This window comes from Bacillus sp. VT 712 (assembly GCF_001614195.1).
Classification (GTDB): domain Bacteria; phylum Bacillota; class Bacilli; order Bacillales; family Bacillaceae_H; genus Priestia; species Priestia flexa.
In genome coordinates, this window is the sequence record NZ_LWBK01000011.1 from 42,054 (window position 1) to 58,554 (window position 16,501).

General features: G+C 38.2%; 13 protein-coding genes and 1 pseudogene. 11 read left to right on the forward strand and 3 right to left on the reverse strand.

What is annotated here, in order from left to right; translation table 11 throughout:
- The first annotated feature begins 64 nt into the window (after positions 1–64).
- The 4 genes and pseudogenes from A2U94_RS07250 (at position 65) to A2U94_RS22295 (ending at position 4,239) form a co-directional block, all read left to right on the forward strand.
- The gene (locus A2U94_RS07250; protein ID WP_061784705.1) at positions 65–793 is read left to right on the forward strand and encodes a glycerophosphodiester phosphodiesterase; all 729 of its coding nucleotides are present in this window, start codon (positions 65–67) and stop codon (positions 791–793) included.
- A 394-nt stretch (positions 794–1,187) separates the two neighbouring features.
- On the forward strand, positions 1,188–2,063 hold the full coding sequence (locus A2U94_RS07255; protein WP_025908484.1) for a cation diffusion facilitator family transporter: 876 nt from the start codon (positions 1,188–1,190) through the stop codon (positions 2,061–2,063).
- A 175-nt stretch (positions 2,064–2,238) separates the two neighbouring features.
- Positions 2,239–3,276: pseudogene (locus A2U94_RS22290) on the forward strand (cache domain-containing protein); the annotation flags it as partial.
- Entirely contained in the window at positions 3,271–4,239 is a 969-nt protein-coding gene (locus A2U94_RS22295; RefSeq protein WP_502686066.1) for a methyl-accepting chemotaxis protein, read from the forward strand. The pseudogene A2U94_RS22290 and the gene A2U94_RS22295, both read left to right, overlap by 6 nt.
- A 47-nt stretch (positions 4,240–4,286) precedes the next feature.
- Here the strand turns inward: A2U94_RS22295 and A2U94_RS07265 are convergent, their stop codons facing one another.
- Positions 4,287–5,477, reverse strand: a complete 1,191-nt coding sequence (locus A2U94_RS07265) for a dicarboxylate/amino acid:cation symporter (RefSeq protein ID WP_025908488.1) — start codon at positions 5,475–5,477, stop codon at positions 4,287–4,289.
- Between the two features lie 143 nt (positions 5,478–5,620).
- Positions 5,621–6,526 (reverse strand): RluA family pseudouridine synthase, encoded by a 906-nt coding sequence (locus A2U94_RS07270; protein WP_062686556.1) that lies wholly within the window; start codon positions 6,524–6,526, stop codon positions 5,621–5,623.
- Positions 6,527–6,677: 151 nt separating this feature from the next.
- Between A2U94_RS07270 and A2U94_RS07275 the strand changes: the two genes are divergently transcribed.
- From A2U94_RS07275 to A2U94_RS07305, 7 genes are all read left to right on the forward strand, one after another.
- Positions 6,678–7,079 carry a DUF5365 family protein gene (locus tag A2U94_RS07275; protein WP_025908490.1) on the forward strand — a complete coding sequence of 134 codons (402 nt, stop codon included), beginning with the start codon at positions 6,678–6,680 and terminating at the stop codon, positions 7,077–7,079.
- A gap of 125 nt (positions 7,080–7,204) precedes the next feature.
- Positions 7,205–8,743 (forward strand): bifunctional GNAT family N-acetyltransferase/carbon-nitrogen hydrolase family protein, encoded by a 1,539-nt coding sequence (locus A2U94_RS07280; RefSeq protein ID WP_025907832.1) that lies wholly within the window; start codon positions 7,205–7,207, stop codon positions 8,741–8,743.
- Positions 8,744–8,833: 90 nt separating this feature from the next.
- Positions 8,834–9,388 carry a glycerol-3-phosphate responsive antiterminator gene (locus tag A2U94_RS07285; protein ID WP_025907831.1) on the forward strand — a complete coding sequence of 185 codons (555 nt, stop codon included), beginning with the start codon at positions 8,834–8,836 and terminating at the stop codon, positions 9,386–9,388.
- 217 nt (positions 9,389–9,605) lie between these two features.
- A complete protein-coding gene (locus tag A2U94_RS07290; RefSeq protein WP_025907830.1) occupies positions 9,606–10,433 on the forward strand; it encodes an MIP/aquaporin family protein in 828 nt (275 codons plus the stop codon).
- A gap of 65 nt (positions 10,434–10,498) precedes the next feature.
- Positions 10,499–11,989, forward strand: coding sequence for a glycerol kinase GlpK (gene glpK / locus A2U94_RS07295; protein WP_025907829.1), 1,491 nt, complete (start codon positions 10,499–10,501; stop codon positions 11,987–11,989).
- Positions 11,990–12,215: 226 nt separating this feature from the next.
- Positions 12,216–13,895 carry a glycerol-3-phosphate dehydrogenase/oxidase gene (locus A2U94_RS07300; protein ID WP_061784702.1) on the forward strand — a complete coding sequence of 560 codons (1,680 nt, stop codon included), beginning with the start codon at positions 12,216–12,218 and terminating at the stop codon, positions 13,893–13,895.
- Positions 13,896–14,087: 192 nt separating this feature from the next.
- Positions 14,088–15,839, forward strand: coding sequence for a phospho-sugar mutase (locus tag A2U94_RS07305; RefSeq protein WP_025907827.1), 1,752 nt, complete (start codon positions 14,088–14,090; stop codon positions 15,837–15,839).
- Between the two features lie 31 nt (positions 15,840–15,870).
- Here A2U94_RS07305 and A2U94_RS07310 read toward each other — a convergent pair whose 3' ends face one another.
- Positions 15,871–16,482: a biotin transporter BioY gene (locus tag A2U94_RS07310; protein ID WP_025907826.1), complete on the reverse strand. Its 612-nt coding sequence runs from the start codon at positions 16,480–16,482 to the stop codon at positions 15,871–15,873.
- Between the last annotated feature and the right edge of the window lie 19 nt (positions 16,483–16,501).

Genomic DNA, 16,501 nt, shown 5'->3' on the forward strand with positions numbered 1-16,501 from the left:
TGGTATAAGGCCCGTTTATGAAAAATCAAGCGGGCTTTTATTCTACATAATAAGGGGAATCGGTATGATCAAAAAAACAAAGGTGTATGCTCATAGAGGGTTTAGCAGCCAATTTCCAGAGAATACGATGCGAGCATTTGAAGAAGCTAGGCAGAGAAACGTAAGTGGTATTGAATTAGACGTACAGCTCACAAAAGATGGAGAAGTCGTTGTTATTCATGATGAAGAAATAAATCGAACTACTAATGGTATCGGCTATGTTCAAGACTTTTTCTTAAAGCAAATTATTTTATTTGATGCCGGAACTTGGTTTCATAAGGCGTTTCACCAGGAGGCTATTCCTACGCTTCGAGATGTGTTTGAATGGATAGTTAGTACAAAGAGTCAGTTAACCCTTAATATTGAGTTAAAAAATGATGTGATAGCGTATGAAGCTCTGGAAGAAAAGGTGCTAGAGCTTATAGAAGAGTATGAGCTTGTGAACCAAGTCATTATCTCATCTTTTAACTACAAAAGCTTGGTGAAAGTTAGGTCTATACATCCACATATTTCACTAGGATTTCTATTTGAAGGAATCGATAACAAAGCGGTTGAAAAAGCTTTGACTATTCAGGCAAGTGGCCTTCACTGTGAGCCTCAGTATGCATTTTCAGCAGAAGGAAAAAGAGCACAAGCGTCTGGACTAGAGCTTCGCGTATATACGGTTAACGACAAGCATTTGTTTCTTCAGCTTATCAATGAAGGTGTAGAGGTTATTATGACGGATGATTTGGAAATGAGTAGCAGGATATAAGTAAATGAGAAAGGCTGGGACATAATTATTTCAGTTGATGAGATATCCAAACTGTTGAGAGGTAAATCCTTTTGGTAGTTCGGATATTTTTGTTGGTTTCGAAAATAAGTTAAAAAACTATTAGAATAGAAGGATTGTCTGTAGCATGATGGAACGAATTTGTTCTTACAATCTAACTATTATAGAGACGTCATGATTCGTATTTGAGAAAGAATCATTTAGTTATGGCCTAGCCTCTTTTCAAGTTGCACAAATGCAACTTCTTTTCCACAAAACTAAATAGTTTAATAGGATCTATTTACGTGTTAAGAGTCAACAATGTTTCTATAGACCCACACGAAACTCGTTTGGTACACTAGTTTTGCTCATTTTGTTGAGAAAGGTTGCGAACAGTGTGGAAAATTATTATGAACAAGCTCAAAAAGGTGCATGGGTTAGCATTGTCTCATATATTACATTATCAATTTGTAAGTTAGTCATTGCATTCATTACTAGTTCATTCGCTTTAAAAGCGGATGGTTTAAATAACGTAACGGATATTGTTGCTTCAATCGCTGTATTAGTTGGATTGAAAATCTCTCAAAAGCCTCGAGATCATGATCATCCATATGGACATTCGCGTGCAGAGCATATCGCTTCTTTAATCGCGTCATTTATTATGATGGTTATTGGTTTACAAGTTCTTGCTGATGCAGGACAATCTATCTTTCTAAAAGAAGTGGAAGCTCCTAATCTGTTAGCTGCATGGGTAGGGCTGGCAGCCGCAGTTATTATGTTCTTTGTCTATCGTTATAACATTATGCTTGCTAATAAGCTAAACAGTCAGTCGCTTCGAGCCGTAGCAAAAGATAATTTATCAGATGCATTAGTCAGCATTGGCGCTGTTATTGGAATTGTCGGCTCTCAGTTTGGATTACCGTGGATTGACTTGGTAGCAGCTATCATTGTTGGACTCATCATTTGTAAGACGGCTGTAGAAATCTTTAAAGAAGTGACACATTCCCTTACAGACGGGTTTGATCAAGAGCAGTTGTTGCATTATAAAGAAGTTATTTCTGAAGTTCACGGAGTTAATGAAGTTCACGATGTTAAAGCAAGAATGCTAGGGAATCACGTTGTTTTAGATGTAACGGTGAAGGTCGATCCTTATCTAGATGTCATTAATAGTCATCAAATTGCTGATAAGATAGAACATATGATGAGCGACGAGTATCAAATTAAAGATACGCTGGTACATATTGAGCCGGATGTATCAAGAAAGTTAACGTGAAAAGAGTGTTTTTCTTTAGGGAAAGCACTCTTTTTTCTTTTGAGAAAAATTGATTGTTAGAAAAAAGTATTTTAAAACTCTTCACATTTTCAGACAAGTATCCGTTATAAAAGAGGACAGTGAATTAATGAATGTAATGTAGAAGGGTGAGAGCATGAAAAAATTAAGCACCAAAATGATTTTATTCTTCACATCGATTATCATCATCTTATTATTGCTGGTTTCAGGAATTGTTTATCAATTTACGAAAAAGCAAATTGAACACGATGTGCAGGTACAATCACAAACGCTCGTGGGAGAGCTCAAAACAAATATCGGTAATTATTTGAAAATGTATAGTCGTAAAGTAGCTGAGTATAGTGAAAACGACGTACTGGTTAATTTTCTAAAAGAAGAAAAAGAGCCACAAAAAGACAGCTACTTTAGCTGGCAAACGGTTCAAAAGGAATTTCAGCAAGTCAGTGAAAAATATCCAAATATGGCGCTTCAGTATATTGGAACAGAAAATAAAGGAATGTACACGGTTCCGACGCTAGAATATGATGCAGACTATGATCCAACTGCTAGACCTTGGTATAAACAAGCCGTTGAAAGTCCTGGAGAAGTTATTTATACAGAGCCTTATGAAGATGCATCTACTGGCAAAACTGTCGTGACTATTGCTAAAACCATTGATGATCCCAAAACAAATCAACGCTTGGGTGTTATAGCAATGAACTTAGAGCTGAACGCATTAAACAGCATGATTACAGAAGCTGAAGTGAATTATGGTGGATACGGCTTTTTATTTGACCGACAAGGTGTCGCATTGGCTCATCCTACAGAAACAGGAAACAACTTGAGACAAGAAGAGTTTATGGATGCTGTTTATGCAAAGGATAAAGACTTCATTCGCTATGAGTTTAAAGGAGAAGAGCGTGTTTTAGCTTTTGATACAATCGAAGACACGGGATGGAAAATAGGAAACGCCTTTATTTATGATGAGATGCTCAGCAGTGCCAAGCAAATTCTGAACATCATTATGATTATCGCAGCTGTTGGGGTCTTATTATCAATCCTACTAATCTTCTTTATTTCAAAAAGCATGACAAAGCCAATCGTTCGATTAAAAGAAGAAGTTGCGAAAGTAGCAGAGGGAGATTTAACGGTTCATATTGAAACCAAATCTAAAGATGAAATTGGTCAACTGACCAATTTGTTCAACGTGATGGTAGGGCGCAATCGCCAATTGATTGCAGCCGTTCAAGAATCTGTGGAAACAGTCAAGGTTTCTGTGGAAAATTTAAGTGCAGTATCAGAAGAAGCGACGGCATCTAGTGAAGAGATAGGAAGAGCGATTCATGAAATTGCAAGCGGAGCGACGCAGCAGGCTTCTGATGCTGATTCAACCAACCATAAAACGATGAGTTTATCAGCTCAAATTGAGCAGGTAATTGACAAAAATACGAAGATTAATACGCTAACTAATGAAGCCATTCAAGCAAATACGCATGGCTTACATCAAGTACAGTCACTGCGTGAACAAACGAATCAATCTGCTAAAACGATTGAATCAGTTCAAGTTGTTATCAATGAACTGACGGATAAAATGCAAGAAATTGAATATGTTATTCATACGATTAATGATATTTCAGATCAAACAAATTTACTTGCGTTAAATGCGAGCATTGAAGCTGCTAGAGCAGGGGAACATGGAAAAGGGTTTGCTGTAGTGGCGGAAGAAGTACGTAAATTGGCTGAACAGTCATCTACTGCAACAGAGAAGGTTCGTCAAACAATTGCTAGTATTCAAAAAGAAGTTGCCGTGGCTCGTCAAGAATTTGATCACACAAAAGAGCTTTCAGTAGCGCAAGAAGGAGCTGTAACGGCTACAGAGCAATCGTTCCATGATATCGCTCAAAATATTGAACAGGTCGTTACATCCATTCAAGATGTAATGAATAATATGCAAGAAATTGATACCCATAAAGATGGTGTGGTAGCATCGATTCAAAGTATTGCTGCCATAGCGCAACAGTCAGCTGCAGGAACAGAAGAAATTACTGCATCGACTGAAGAGCAAATTCGAGCTATTTCCACCGTGTCTGAATCAGCTGAACATCTTCAAGAGCTAAGTGAAGGGCTAATGAAAATGATTCATCAATTTAAAATTGAAGAGAGCGCAAAAGCAGAATAAACAGCTAAAAAGCACAGCCTCACAGGCTGTGCTTTTTAGTGTCAAATTCAGCTAGCTTTTTGAATGGATTCAGCTTTGGGTTTCTTAGAAGTAAAGCGATCAACTAATTGTGAAATCGCTCCGTCTCCAGTTACGTTACACGCTGTTCCGAAGCTGTCTTGAGCCATGTATAGTGCAATCATGAGAGAAGCCATCGTCGCATCAAAACCTAGCATTGTTTGCAGTAAACCTAAAGAAGCCATAACGCCACCACCTGGTACACCCGGTGCAGCAATCATTGTAACACCTAACATTAAAATGAAAGGTAAGACTGTCCCAAACGCCACTTCTGTACCATTGATGTACAGTACCGCCATTGCACATGAAACAATGGTAATAGTGCTTCCTGACAAGTGAATCGTTGCTAGTAATGGAATTGAAAAATCAGCTACTTTATCGCTTACTCCGTTCTTTTTCGCACGTTCCATTGTAACGGGAATTGTTGAAGCGGATGACTGCGTACCAAGTGCTGTAAAATAAGCTGGCATCATATTTTTTAATAAAGCAAGCGGGTTTTTCTTAATCAACGTGCCAGATACACTGTATTGAATAAGTAAAATAGCAAAATGCAGAATTAAAATCATCAAAAATACCTTTGCAAAAACGCTCACAATTGTTTGCACTTGACCACCTTGTGTCATGTTAGCGAAAATCCCCAGAATGTGAATGGGCAATAAAGGAATAATGACTTTACCGATGAGTAGTTCCACAACCGAACGGAAATCAATCATTACTTTTTTTAATGAATCATTTTTAATAGCGGCCATGCCTAGCCCCAGAGTAAAAGCTAAAACAAGTGCTGTCATCACTTCCATTGGAGCCGGAATTTCAAGCTCTAAGAAAGGTTTTAATAATGCTTTCTCAGGGTTTTCAAACGCAGAGGATTGAATGGAGTTATTCAACATAACCGGATATAAATTATGGGCAACAAGATAAGCCAATAATCCAGCTATTGCTGTGGATCCATAGGCTAGAGCAGTTGTTAATCCGAGATACTTTCCTGCTCCCTTTCCAATCTCTCCGATTCCTGGAGCAATGAATGCAAGAATAATGAGAGGAATTGCAAATTCTAAAAAGTTTCCAAATATTTCATTAAACGTAGCGAATATACGAACAAACCATCCCGGCATAAAGCTTCCGATTACAACACCGGCAAAAATGGCCAGAATAATCCGTGGTAAAAGCCCAATTTTTTTCATGATGTCCTCCTGTGAAGTACAAATGTTTTCTAAGAATGTATTATACAGAAAGAGTAACGAAATGTTAAGAGGAAATTTTGTTCAGGGCAAAGATAAAACAGCTTTGTTCTACACGCTTAGTGTTGAACAAAGCTGTTTTATCTTTAAAAATACTGGTTGTAAGGAATTAACGGAGCTTGATTCGTTTTTGCTGTTATGCAAATATGTTCATCTGTAAACGGGTGCCAAAAGGCTAGTTTAAAGGCATGTAAAGCTTGCTGTTGACCACTTTGTTTGCGTCCACCATACAAGGTGTCACCGATTAAAGGATGGCCAATAAAACTTAAATGCACGCGAATTTGATGCGTGCGTCCACTTTCAAGCATAAGTGAGACGAGCGTTTCGTTTTTTGACTTATTTTGTGTCAACACTTGAAAATGAGTAACTGCAGCTTGCCCGGATTTTGAGACTCTTCGCCTTGTAGAGTGATGACGGTCTTTCCCAATTGGTTCTGAAATTGTTCCTTGTTTTCTAGCAAATAGTCCATGTGCAAGAGCAACGTATGATCGCTTAATTTTTCTCTGCGCAAGCAGTTGGTCGAATACAGAACTAGCAATACGGTGTTTTGTAAATAGAATAGCTCCTGACGTATCGCGGTCAAGCCTATGAACGTGTCGGGGTTTTGTATATAAACCTTGCTTAGAAAAATAATAAGCAGCGGCATTTAACAGCGTCTTAGTATCCTCAGGAGATGAAGGGTGCGTATCCAGGCCCTGCGGTTTATTTATAATTAACACATGAGGGTCTTCATACAAAATCTCAAGCTGCAGAGGATACGGCTTAATCGTATGCTCTTCTGGACTGTAAAGATGAAGGTCGGCTTTATCTCCTTCTTGTAGCACGTAATTCCACGATAGCGTTTCCCCGTTTATTTTGATGCTTTTATTCATTCGAAATAAATGCAGCGTTTTTTTAGGAAGATGCCACTTTTCTTTTAAATATTCTTCAATTGTTAACTGATTGTCTTGCTTAGTAATGGGAATTGTTACCCATTCACTCTGTACATTCACGCTTATCTCATCCTTTTCTTTCATGAATTATGGTAGATTTCAACAAGTGCGGAAGTTCCTTTTTTTAGGAGGAAATAACTACCTTACCTTCTTTGTTTTTATTTATGTTATCCTACGTATATAAACTTGTTTTATAAAAGGAGGGGCAACGTTGAAAATTGCATGTGCAGCTCCAGCTGAGATGGAACATTACATAGAAGAATTAACGGAACAACTTCTATACGATTTATTACCTCAATATGTATCAGATGAACGGCTACAGCATATTCATAATCATTATTTACTTGGTCATCATGATGAGTCTAACCCATTATATAATGGATTACTTGATGAAGCATTGCAAGTCATTAGTAGTTTACAAACGGTTATTGCTTTAGTTGAATCGATTCAACATCGTCCAATTGAAAAGAGTGATCGTGATCGATTCAGTAAAAATGTTAGAATACTCAGTAAATTCGGGTTTATCTTTCCTTTATCTATTGAACTATTTGAACGAGAAAATTTACTTGTATCCTATTCACAGACCTCATCGCAAACTGAATATTATCATTAAAATAGGAGCATCCGCTGGATGTTCCTTTTTAGGATGTTGAATAGTTAGAATTTTTAATTTTGTTTAATATAATGAAAAAAAGGGAAACTAAATTCTCAGTTATGTGCGAAAGAGGGTTGTTAAATATGTCAACAATAGATTTGTCAAAGTTTGAGAAAAAAATGATTATCCGAAACATTAAACACTCTGATATAGATGCAATTTTAGCACTTCAAAAACTATCATTCCCAGGGATGGAGCCGTGGAAGCGTGAACAGTTAGAAAGCCACCTAGAAATTTTTCCAGAAGGTCAAATTTGCGCAGAGTTTGACGGTGAAATTATTGGTTCATGTTCAAGCTTGATCGTCAACTTTGATGAGTATGATGACCAGCATACATGGGATGATATTACAGACGAAGGGTATATTACAAATCATAATCCAGAAGGCTATAACCTATATGGGATTGAAGTGATGGTTCATCCAAATTATCGAGGCATGAAAATTGGACGACGACTATATGAAGCGCGCCAAGATTTAGCACGTGAACTGAACTTAAAGAGTATTATTATTGGGGGGCGCATTCCTAACTACCATAAGCATTCAGGAGAAATGTCCCCTCGTGAATATGTAGAACAGGTAATTCATCATAAAATCTATGACCCTGTTTTATCGTTTCAATTAATGAACGGTTTTACTTTGATGCGCATCAATCCTGGCTACCTGCCAGATGATTTAGCTTCTAATAAATACGCAACGCTCATGGAATGGAATAACGTAGACTATGTACGACGTTCAAAGCGTCATTTTAAAACATCATTCCCAGTGCGTATTTGTGTTGTGCAGTATATGATGAAGCAAATCAATTCGTTTGAAGAATTTGCTACTCAAGTGGAGTACTATACAGACGTTGCGTATGATGCAAAAGCAGATTTTTGCGTATTCCCAGAAATATTCACAACGCAGCTTATGTCATTTTTAGATGAGCAAATTCCAAGTAAAGCAATTCAGCGCCTTACAGAGTACACGGAAGAATATATTGAGCTTTTTACAGGGTTAGCTGTAAAATACAACGTAAACATTATTGGCGGTTCACACTTTGTTGAAGAAGATGACGGTGATATCTTTAATATTGCGTATTTATTCCGCAGAGATGGAACAATTGAGAAACAGTATAAAGTTCATATTACGCCAAATGAACGCAAATGGTGGGGCATTAGTCCAGGAAATGATGTCGAAGTATTTGATACAGATTGCGGGAAAATCGCGATCCAAATTTGCTACGATATTGAGTTCCCTGAACTGGCACGTATCGCAACGGATAAAGGAGCTAACATTATCTTTACACCTTTCTGTACGGAAGACCGTCAAGGTTACTTACGTGTTCGCTATTGTTCTCAGGCACGCGCTGTGGAAAACCAAATCTACACCGTAATTGCAGGAACAGTAGGGAATTTACCAGAAACGGAAAATATGGATATTCAATACGCGCAATCAGCTATCTTTGCCCCTTCCGATTTTGAGTTTGCAAGAGATGGTATTGTAGGGGAATGTAATCCAAATATTGAGATGGTTGTGATTGGGGACGTTGATCTTGAGATTTTACGCAGACAGCGCCAGTCAGGAACAGTTCGTCAGTTAAAAGATCGTAGACATGACGTCTATAATATTAAATATAAAAAGTAAATTATTTTACACCATGCAAATGCATGGTGTTTTTTTTGCTCATCTTTTGTCATAATATAAAGAAATAAATAAACAGAGTGAGGGGAAAACATGAGTTTTCATGGACAATCCGTTTTGCCTGCTGTACGTGATATGAAGCAGTTGGAACGTTTTTTAGCAAGTGAATATGAGTATGGCGTTTTGTTAGATAACCAAGTGGGATTACTGCGAGGCATTATGAAAGAAGTTCATCGTCATCAAAAAAAAATGATTATTCATCTCGATTTAATACATGGCCTAAAGCAAGATGAATATGCAGTTGACTTTCTATGTCAAGAATTGAAGCCAGCTGGCATTATCTCCACTCGTACCAACGTGATCTTAAAAGCGAAACAGCGAGGTATTTATGCCATTCAGCGCGTCTTTTTGCTAGATAGTACAGCCCTTAAGAAAAGCTATGAGCTCATTAAAAAGGTCGAGCCAGATTTTATTGAGCTGCTACCAGGGATTATTCCATCACTTCTTAAAGAGGTAGCGGAAGAAACCGGGATACCAGTTCTCGCAGGTGGTCTTATTCGAACGGAAGAAGAAGTAAAGAATGCAATCGCTGCAGGTGCAGCTGCAGTCACTACTTCGAATAAACAATTGTGGAATACATTTAAATAAAGAGTTATGAAGTTTGAATTTTTTGTCGGAAATGTATTGACAACGCTTTCAATAGCTAGTAAACTTGTAAACAAGTTAATACATGTGACGGAGAATAGGAGATCCACGATATAGCTCTTTAAATTTATATACATGAATTTAGAGGGAAGTATGGTGGATTTTTTTATTCTCTTATCGTTGTAAACGGTTTCTTATTAGACCGAAGGAGGGTTTTTATATGAGTCCATTTTTAGGTGAAGTAATTGGCACGATGATTTTAATTATATTAGGTGCTGGAGTTTGTGCCGGCGTTAATTTAAAAAAATCATATGCAGCAAATTCAGGTTGGATTGTTATTACGTTTGGTTGGGGACTAGCTGTTGCAATGGCTGTATACGCAGTTGGTAACATTAGTGGTGCTCACTTAAATCCAGCTGTAACAATCGGATTAGCCATTGTCGGAGATTTTTCGTGGAAGGAAGTACCACTTTATATACTAGCACAAATGATTGGTGCAATTTTAGGAGCAACATTAACATATTTACACTATCTACCGCATTGGAGAGAAACAGCTGACCAAGGAACAAAATTAGGTATTTTTGCAACAGGGCCAGCTATCCCAAATCCATTTTCAAACTTATTAAGTGAAACAATTGGCACATTTATTCTAGTGGTTGGCTTATTAACAATTGGAGCAAACGAGTTTACAGAAGGATTAAACCCATTAATTGTAGGTTTTCTTATTATAAGTATTGGTTTATCACTCGGTGGTACAACTGGTTATGCTATTAACCCTGCGCGTGACTTAGGTCCCCGTATTGCACATGCAATTTTACCGATTGCGGGAAAAGGATCATCAAACTGGGGTTACGCTTGGGTACCTGTGTTAGGACCTGTAATAGGTGGATCGTTAGGAGCAGTATTTTACCTTGCAGCATTTAAAAACCAAACAGGCAGTGCATTATGGATTGTATTAACAATTGTAGTAATAGTATTTGCAGGAATATATGGTTTATCAAAAGAAAAAAATGCACCAGGAATGGTAAAGAAAAGCGCTATTAAATAAATGAATGCGTTTTAATCAGAGCCAGAGTAAAATAAAAGAAATGATACGAAAAGGGGAAATAAAATATGGAAAAATACATTTTATCATTGGACCAGGGAACAACAAGCTCTCGTGCAATGTTATTTAATAAAAAAGGAGAAATTGTTCACGTTGCTCAAAAAGAGTTTACTCAATACTTTCCTAATCCAGGTTGGGTAGAGCATAATGCTAACGAGATTTGGGGCTCTATTTTATCAGTTATCGCTTCTTGCTTATCAGAATCAGGGGTAACGCCTAAACAAATTGAAGCAATTGGAATTACAAATCAGCGTGAAACAGCAGTTGTGTGGGAAAAAGCAACAGGTAAGCCGGTTTATAATGCAATTGTATGGCAATCTCGTCAAACAGCAGGCATTTGTGAAGAGCTAAAAGAAAAAGGATACAACGATACGTTTCGTTCAAAAACAGGTTTGTTAATTGATGCGTACTTCTCAGGTACAAAAGTAAAATGGATTTTAGATAATGTTGAAGGTGCACGCGAGAAAGCTGAAAACGGTGAGCTTTTGTTCGGTACAATTGATACATGGCTGATTTGGAAGTTATCTGGAGGAAAAGCTCATGTAACCGATTACTCGAATGCGTCTCGTACACTAATGTTTAATATTTACGATTTACAATGGGATGATGAGCTATTGGATATCTTATCAGTGCCAAAATCAATGTTACCTGAGGTCAAGCCATCATCAGAAGTGTATGGGCATACGGTTGATTACCATTTCTTTGGTCACCACATTCCAATTGCAGGAGCAGCAGGGGACCAGCAAGCAGCTTTATTTGGACAAGCATGCTATGAAAAAGGAATGGCGAAGAACACGTATGGAACTGGGTGCTTCATGTTAATGAACACGGGTGAAAAAGCCGTTAAGTCTGATCATGGGCTTTTAACAACGCTAGCTTGGGGCGTAGATGGAAAAGTTGAGTATGCACTAGAAGGAAGTATCTTTGTAGCTGGTTCTGCCATTCAGTGGCTTCGCGATGGGCTGCGCATGTTTAAGGATGCAAAAGAAACAGAAAAATATGCTAATCGCGTAGATTCAACAGATGGTGTATACATGGTTCCTGCTTTTGTAGGTCTGGGCACACCGTATTGGGATAGTGATGTTCGCGGTGCCATGTTTGGCTTAACGCGAGGTACAAAAAAAGAGCATTTTATTCGAGCTACGCTAGAAGCATTAGCATATCAAACAAAAGACGTGCTAAGCGCAATGGAAGCTGATTCAGGTATTACATTAAAAACCCTTCGTGTAGACGGTGGAGCAGTTAAAAACAACTTCTTAATGCAGTTCCAAAGCGACTTGTTAAACGTGCCGGTTGAGCGTCCTGAAATTAATGAAACAACGGCGTTAGGAGCAGCTTATCTTGCAGGTCTGGCTGTAGGCTACTGGAAAGATCGCGAAGAGATTGCGCAGCAGTGGAATATGGAAAAGTCGTTTGAACCTGATATGGAAGAAAGCCGTCGTGAGGACTTATATGCAGGTTGGAAAAAAGCAGTTAACGCAGCGATGGCGTTTAAATAAAAGTAAATGTAAATATTGTTATTTTGCGTTTTAAAATTGAAAAATTCCTACTGAGATAGAGGAAAAACCTTTAAAATGAATCATGGTTATGCTATACTAAAAACAAGTTAATAATTTGGTTGGAGAATCGGAGAGACCACGAATCCATATGTTATACATATGCGATTTGTGGTCTCTTTTTTTTAGATAACTGTAAAAAAATGAAAAAAGAAAAGGGGAATGACAAATGTTTTCAAGCAAAACGCGTGTAAATAAATTAGAAGAAATGACAACTCAAAAATATGATTTACTTGTTATTGGTGGAGGTATTACAGGATCAGGAATTGCTTTAGATGCAGCAAATCGCGGAATGAAAACAGCATTAGTTGAGATGCAAGACTTTGCATCTGGAACATCAAGTCGTTCGACAAAGCTCGTGCACGGTGGTCTGCGTTATTTAAAACAGTTTGAAGTTAAAATGGTTGCGGAAGTTGGGAAAGAGCGTGCAATTGTGTATGAGAATGGTCCGCACGTAACAACACCAGAGTGGATGCTACTACCGTTTCATACAGGAGGTACGTTCGGAAAGTACTCAACATCTGTAGGACTACGCGTATATGATTATCTAGCAGGTGTTAAACGCTCTGAGCGCCGTAAAATGTTCAGTGCTGAAGAAACATTAAAGCGTGAGCCTCTTGTAAAGTCACAGGACTTAAAAGGTGGCGGCTATTATGTTGAATACAAGACAGATGATGCACGACTAACAATTGAAGTAGCGAAAGAAGCAGCAAGTCGCGGTGCAGATTTAGTGAACTACACAAAAGTAGAGGAATTTATTTACGACAACGGAACGGTTATTGGCGCAGTTGTTGTTGATCAAATCACGAAAAAATCGTACAAAATTCATGCGAAAAAAATTGTTAACGCAGCTGGTCCTTGGGTTGATTCTCTACGTGAAAAAGACAATTCAAAAAAAGGAAAGCAGTTACAGTTAACAAAAGGCATTCACTTAGTAATTGATCAAAAGCGTTTTCCACTGCAACAAGCTATTTACTTTGATACACCAGATGGGCGTATGGTGTTTGCTATCCCGCGTGATGGTAAAACGTACGTTGGAACAACGGATACAGTTTATAAAGAAGATGCAAGACATCCACAAATGACTGTGAAAGATCGTGAATACGTAATTGAAGCAATCAATTACATGTTCCCAACAGTAAACATTACTGTTGATGACGTTGAATCAAGCTGGGCTGGTGTGCGACCATTAATTCATGAAGAAGGAAAAGATCCATCTGAGATTTCACGTAAAGATGAAGTGTGGACATCACATTCAGGTCTAATTACGATTGCTGGAGGTAAGTTAACTGGGTATCGCAAAATGGCAGAGCTTGTGGTAAACACAGTTGCAGAGCAGTTAAAAGCAGAAGGAGCTACGTTTAAGCCAAGTCAAACAAAATATTTACCAATTTCTGGAGGAGATGTGGGTGGTTCTAAAAACTTCCCGAAATTTGTCGAGGAAAAAGTGAAAGTTGGCGTAGAGCTGGGGTTGTCACCTGAAGCAGCTACAAAGCTTGTTAAGCGTTATGGTTCTAACATTGATGTATTATATCGCTACATGACAGACTACAAGGATAAAATGAAGGCAAGTAACTTACCGACAAGCGTATTTTTACAAGTACAGTATGGAATAGAAGAAGAGATGGTGACAAAGCCAATCGATTTATTCATCCGTCGTACAGGCGCGTTATTCTTTGATATTGCTTGGGTTCGTGAGTGGAAAGAAGCCGTTATTAAATACATGGCACAAGAGCTAAGCTGGACGCCTCAGCAAACGTCTGAGTATAGCCAAGAGCTTAACAAACATTTACATGATGCAGTTGTGCCAGTTGATGAAAAAGGTAGCCAAATCGCTGATATTTCATGATACAATAGTACTGTATTTCAAAAATTGTCAATTGCGTAAGAAGTAATAGCAGGAAATTCGATTCTTTCATCGAATTTTTATCATATTGCGTTACAATATTGACAAGGTATGACATGTCATTTTAAAGGGAAAGGCGACATTTGTCGTTTTTCTCTTTTCATACATAAAGGTATTGATGAGGAGGCTTTTTTCATGAACTGGAAGCAAGTATACACATCTTGGATTGAAAATGTACATTTAGATGAAGAGTTAAAGGAAGCGTTAGCAAACATTAAAGCGGATGAGAAACAGCTGGAAGATTGTTTCTATAAAAACTTAGAGTTTGGTACAGGTGGAATGCGTGGCGAAATTGGTCCAGGTACTAACCGTATGAACCTGTATACAATTCGTAAAGCATCAAAAGGATTTGCAGACTACATTGCTGCTGCAGGTGAAGAAGCGAAAACGCAAGGAGTTGTTATCGCTTACGATTCAAGACATAAATCGCCAGAATTTGCGATGGAAGCTGCTAAAACGCTTGCAACTGAAGGGATTAAAACATACGTATTTGATGAGCTTCGCCCAACGCCGGAGCTATCTTTTGCAGTTCGTCAATTAGGTGCTTTTGGTGGGATTGTTATTACAGCGAGTCATAATCCCCCTGAGTACAACGGTTATAAAGTATATGGTCCAGATGGTGGTCAGCTGCCTCCAAAAGAAGCAGATGAGCTTGTAGGATACGTAAATGCTGTTGAAAACGAACTTGAGCTGTCAGTAAAAGAAGAGCGAGAGTTGAAGTCAGCTGGTTTGATTGAAATGGTTGGTGCTTCCATAGATGAAGCGTATAATGAGAAGCTCAAAACCATCTTATTAAATCCTAGCTTAGCACAAGAGATAGGTCCAGAATTAAAAGTGGTCTTTACACCACTTCACGGTACGGCTAATAAACCGGTTCGAAAAGCGTTAGAAACAATCGGTTATACGAACGTAACTGTTATTGCAGAACAAGAGTTACCAGATCCTAATTTCTCAACAGTAAAATCACCGAATCCTGAAGAGAAAGCAGCGTTTGAATATGCTGTGAACAAAGGAAAAGAAATCGATGCAGATTTATTGATTGCTACAGATCCAGATGCCGATCGATTAGGAATTGCTGTGAAGGATTCAAGCGGTGAATATGCATTGCTGACAGGAAACCAAACGGGAGCAATTTTACTTCACTACTTGCTTTCTCAGAAAAAAGAACAAGGTGTGCTTCCTAAAAACGGTGTTGTATTAAAAACAATCGTAACATCAGAAATAGGAGCTGAGATTGCTCGTTCGTTTGGCTTACATGTTGTCGACACGCTAACAGGGTTCAAGTTTATTGGAGAAAAAATCAAGCAATACGAGCAAACAGGGGAATACGAATTCCAATTTGGTTATGAAGAAAGCTATGGTTATTTAATTGGTAGCTTTGCACGTGATAAAGATGCGGTGCAAGCTGCTGTGTTAGCAGTTGAAGTATGCGCGTATTACAAAAAGCAAGGTATGACGCTTTACGAAGCACTTCATCAAATTTTTGAAACATACGGTTTCTATCAAGAAGGATTAAAGTCATTAACGTTAAAAGGAAAAGAAGGATCTGAACAAATTCAACATATTCTTGCGACGTTTAGAAATGAGCCACCAAAAGAGATTGCAGGTCTTAAAGTATCTGTTCTTGAAGACTATACGCTAGGAACTCGTCAGTTTGTTGAAAGTGGAAAAGTAGAAGATATTGAGCTTCCAAAATCAAACGTACTTAAATATGTACTAGAAGATGGTTCATGGTTCTGCTTACGTCCATCTGGTACAGAACCAAAAGTTAAGTTTTATTTTGGTGTCGTAACCAAGGATGAGCAAGCGAGCGCTAACCAGTTAGCTGAGGTTCAAAAAGCCGTTATGAATCAAGTAGAAGAAGTTATTAATCGCGTGAACGCTTAAAAAAAGGCTGAGCTTATTTGCTCAGCCTTTTCTATACAGCTTTATTTGAATGAATTCCTTTGTAATAAGGAGAAGCTGTTAAAGCTTTATAAATTCGAGGCGCAATTAACGCCGCTATAATCGTAAAGATAATGTCTTTTACACCAAACCAAAGCATAACTTTCCAAGCTGTTGCGTAGCTCATTGCTGGAGCTTCTAACCAATAGTTAACGGCCATGTACATATACGTTGTTCCAATGATATAGATAATGGCAATACCTGCAAGCGAAGCGCTTATAAATACTGAAAGGTGAGGTTTCCCTTTCCATTCAATAATTTTCCCCACCACATAGGCAGCAACGATATATGATAATAAAAAGCCGCCCGTACTGCCAAATAAAACACTAGCTCCTGATTTAAACTGAGCAAATACAGGTGCTCCTGCAAGCCCCACAAGGAAGTATACAATCATGGAAATAGCCCCTAAGCGACTTCCTAATAAAATCCCTGCTAGTATTACGAAAAATGGCTGCATAGACAGTGGAACGCCAGCTACCTGTAAGAATGGTGCCCAAGATGTAATATTTGCACCAATAGCCATGAGAGCTGCGAACATCCCTGCTAATGTTAAATCAAGTGTACGAAAACGAAGTTTTCCACTCAAAGTAATCTTCTCCTTCATA

What these genes read in the sequence shown, in the direction of transcription:
- A2U94_RS07250 (WP_061784705.1), top strand. Translation starts at nt 65, where the DNA reads ATGATCAAAAAAACAAAGGTGTATGCTCATAGAGGGTTTAGCAGCCAA.
- A2U94_RS22295 (WP_502686066.1), top strand. Translation starts at nt 3,271, where the DNA reads ATGGTAGGGCGCAATCGCCAATTGATTGCAGCCGTTCAAGAATCTGTG.
- A2U94_RS07265 (WP_025908488.1), bottom strand. Translation starts at nt 5,477, where the DNA reads ATGAAAAAAATTGGGCTTTTACCACGGATTATTCTGGCCATTTTTGCC.
- A2U94_RS07280 (WP_025907832.1), top strand. Translation starts at nt 7,205, where the DNA reads ATGTCAACAATAGATTTGTCAAAGTTTGAGAAAAAAATGATTATCCGA.
- A2U94_RS07285 (WP_025907831.1), top strand. Translation starts at nt 8,834, where the DNA reads ATGAGTTTTCATGGACAATCCGTTTTGCCTGCTGTACGTGATATGAAG.
- A2U94_RS07290 (WP_025907830.1), top strand. Translation starts at nt 9,606, where the DNA reads ATGAGTCCATTTTTAGGTGAAGTAATTGGCACGATGATTTTAATTATA.
- glpK (WP_025907829.1), top strand. Translation starts at nt 10,499, where the DNA reads ATGGAAAAATACATTTTATCATTGGACCAGGGAACAACAAGCTCTCGT.
- A2U94_RS07300 (WP_061784702.1), top strand. Translation starts at nt 12,216, where the DNA reads ATGTTTTCAAGCAAAACGCGTGTAAATAAATTAGAAGAAATGACAACT.
- A2U94_RS07305 (WP_025907827.1), top strand. Translation starts at nt 14,088, where the DNA reads ATGAACTGGAAGCAAGTATACACATCTTGGATTGAAAATGTACATTTA.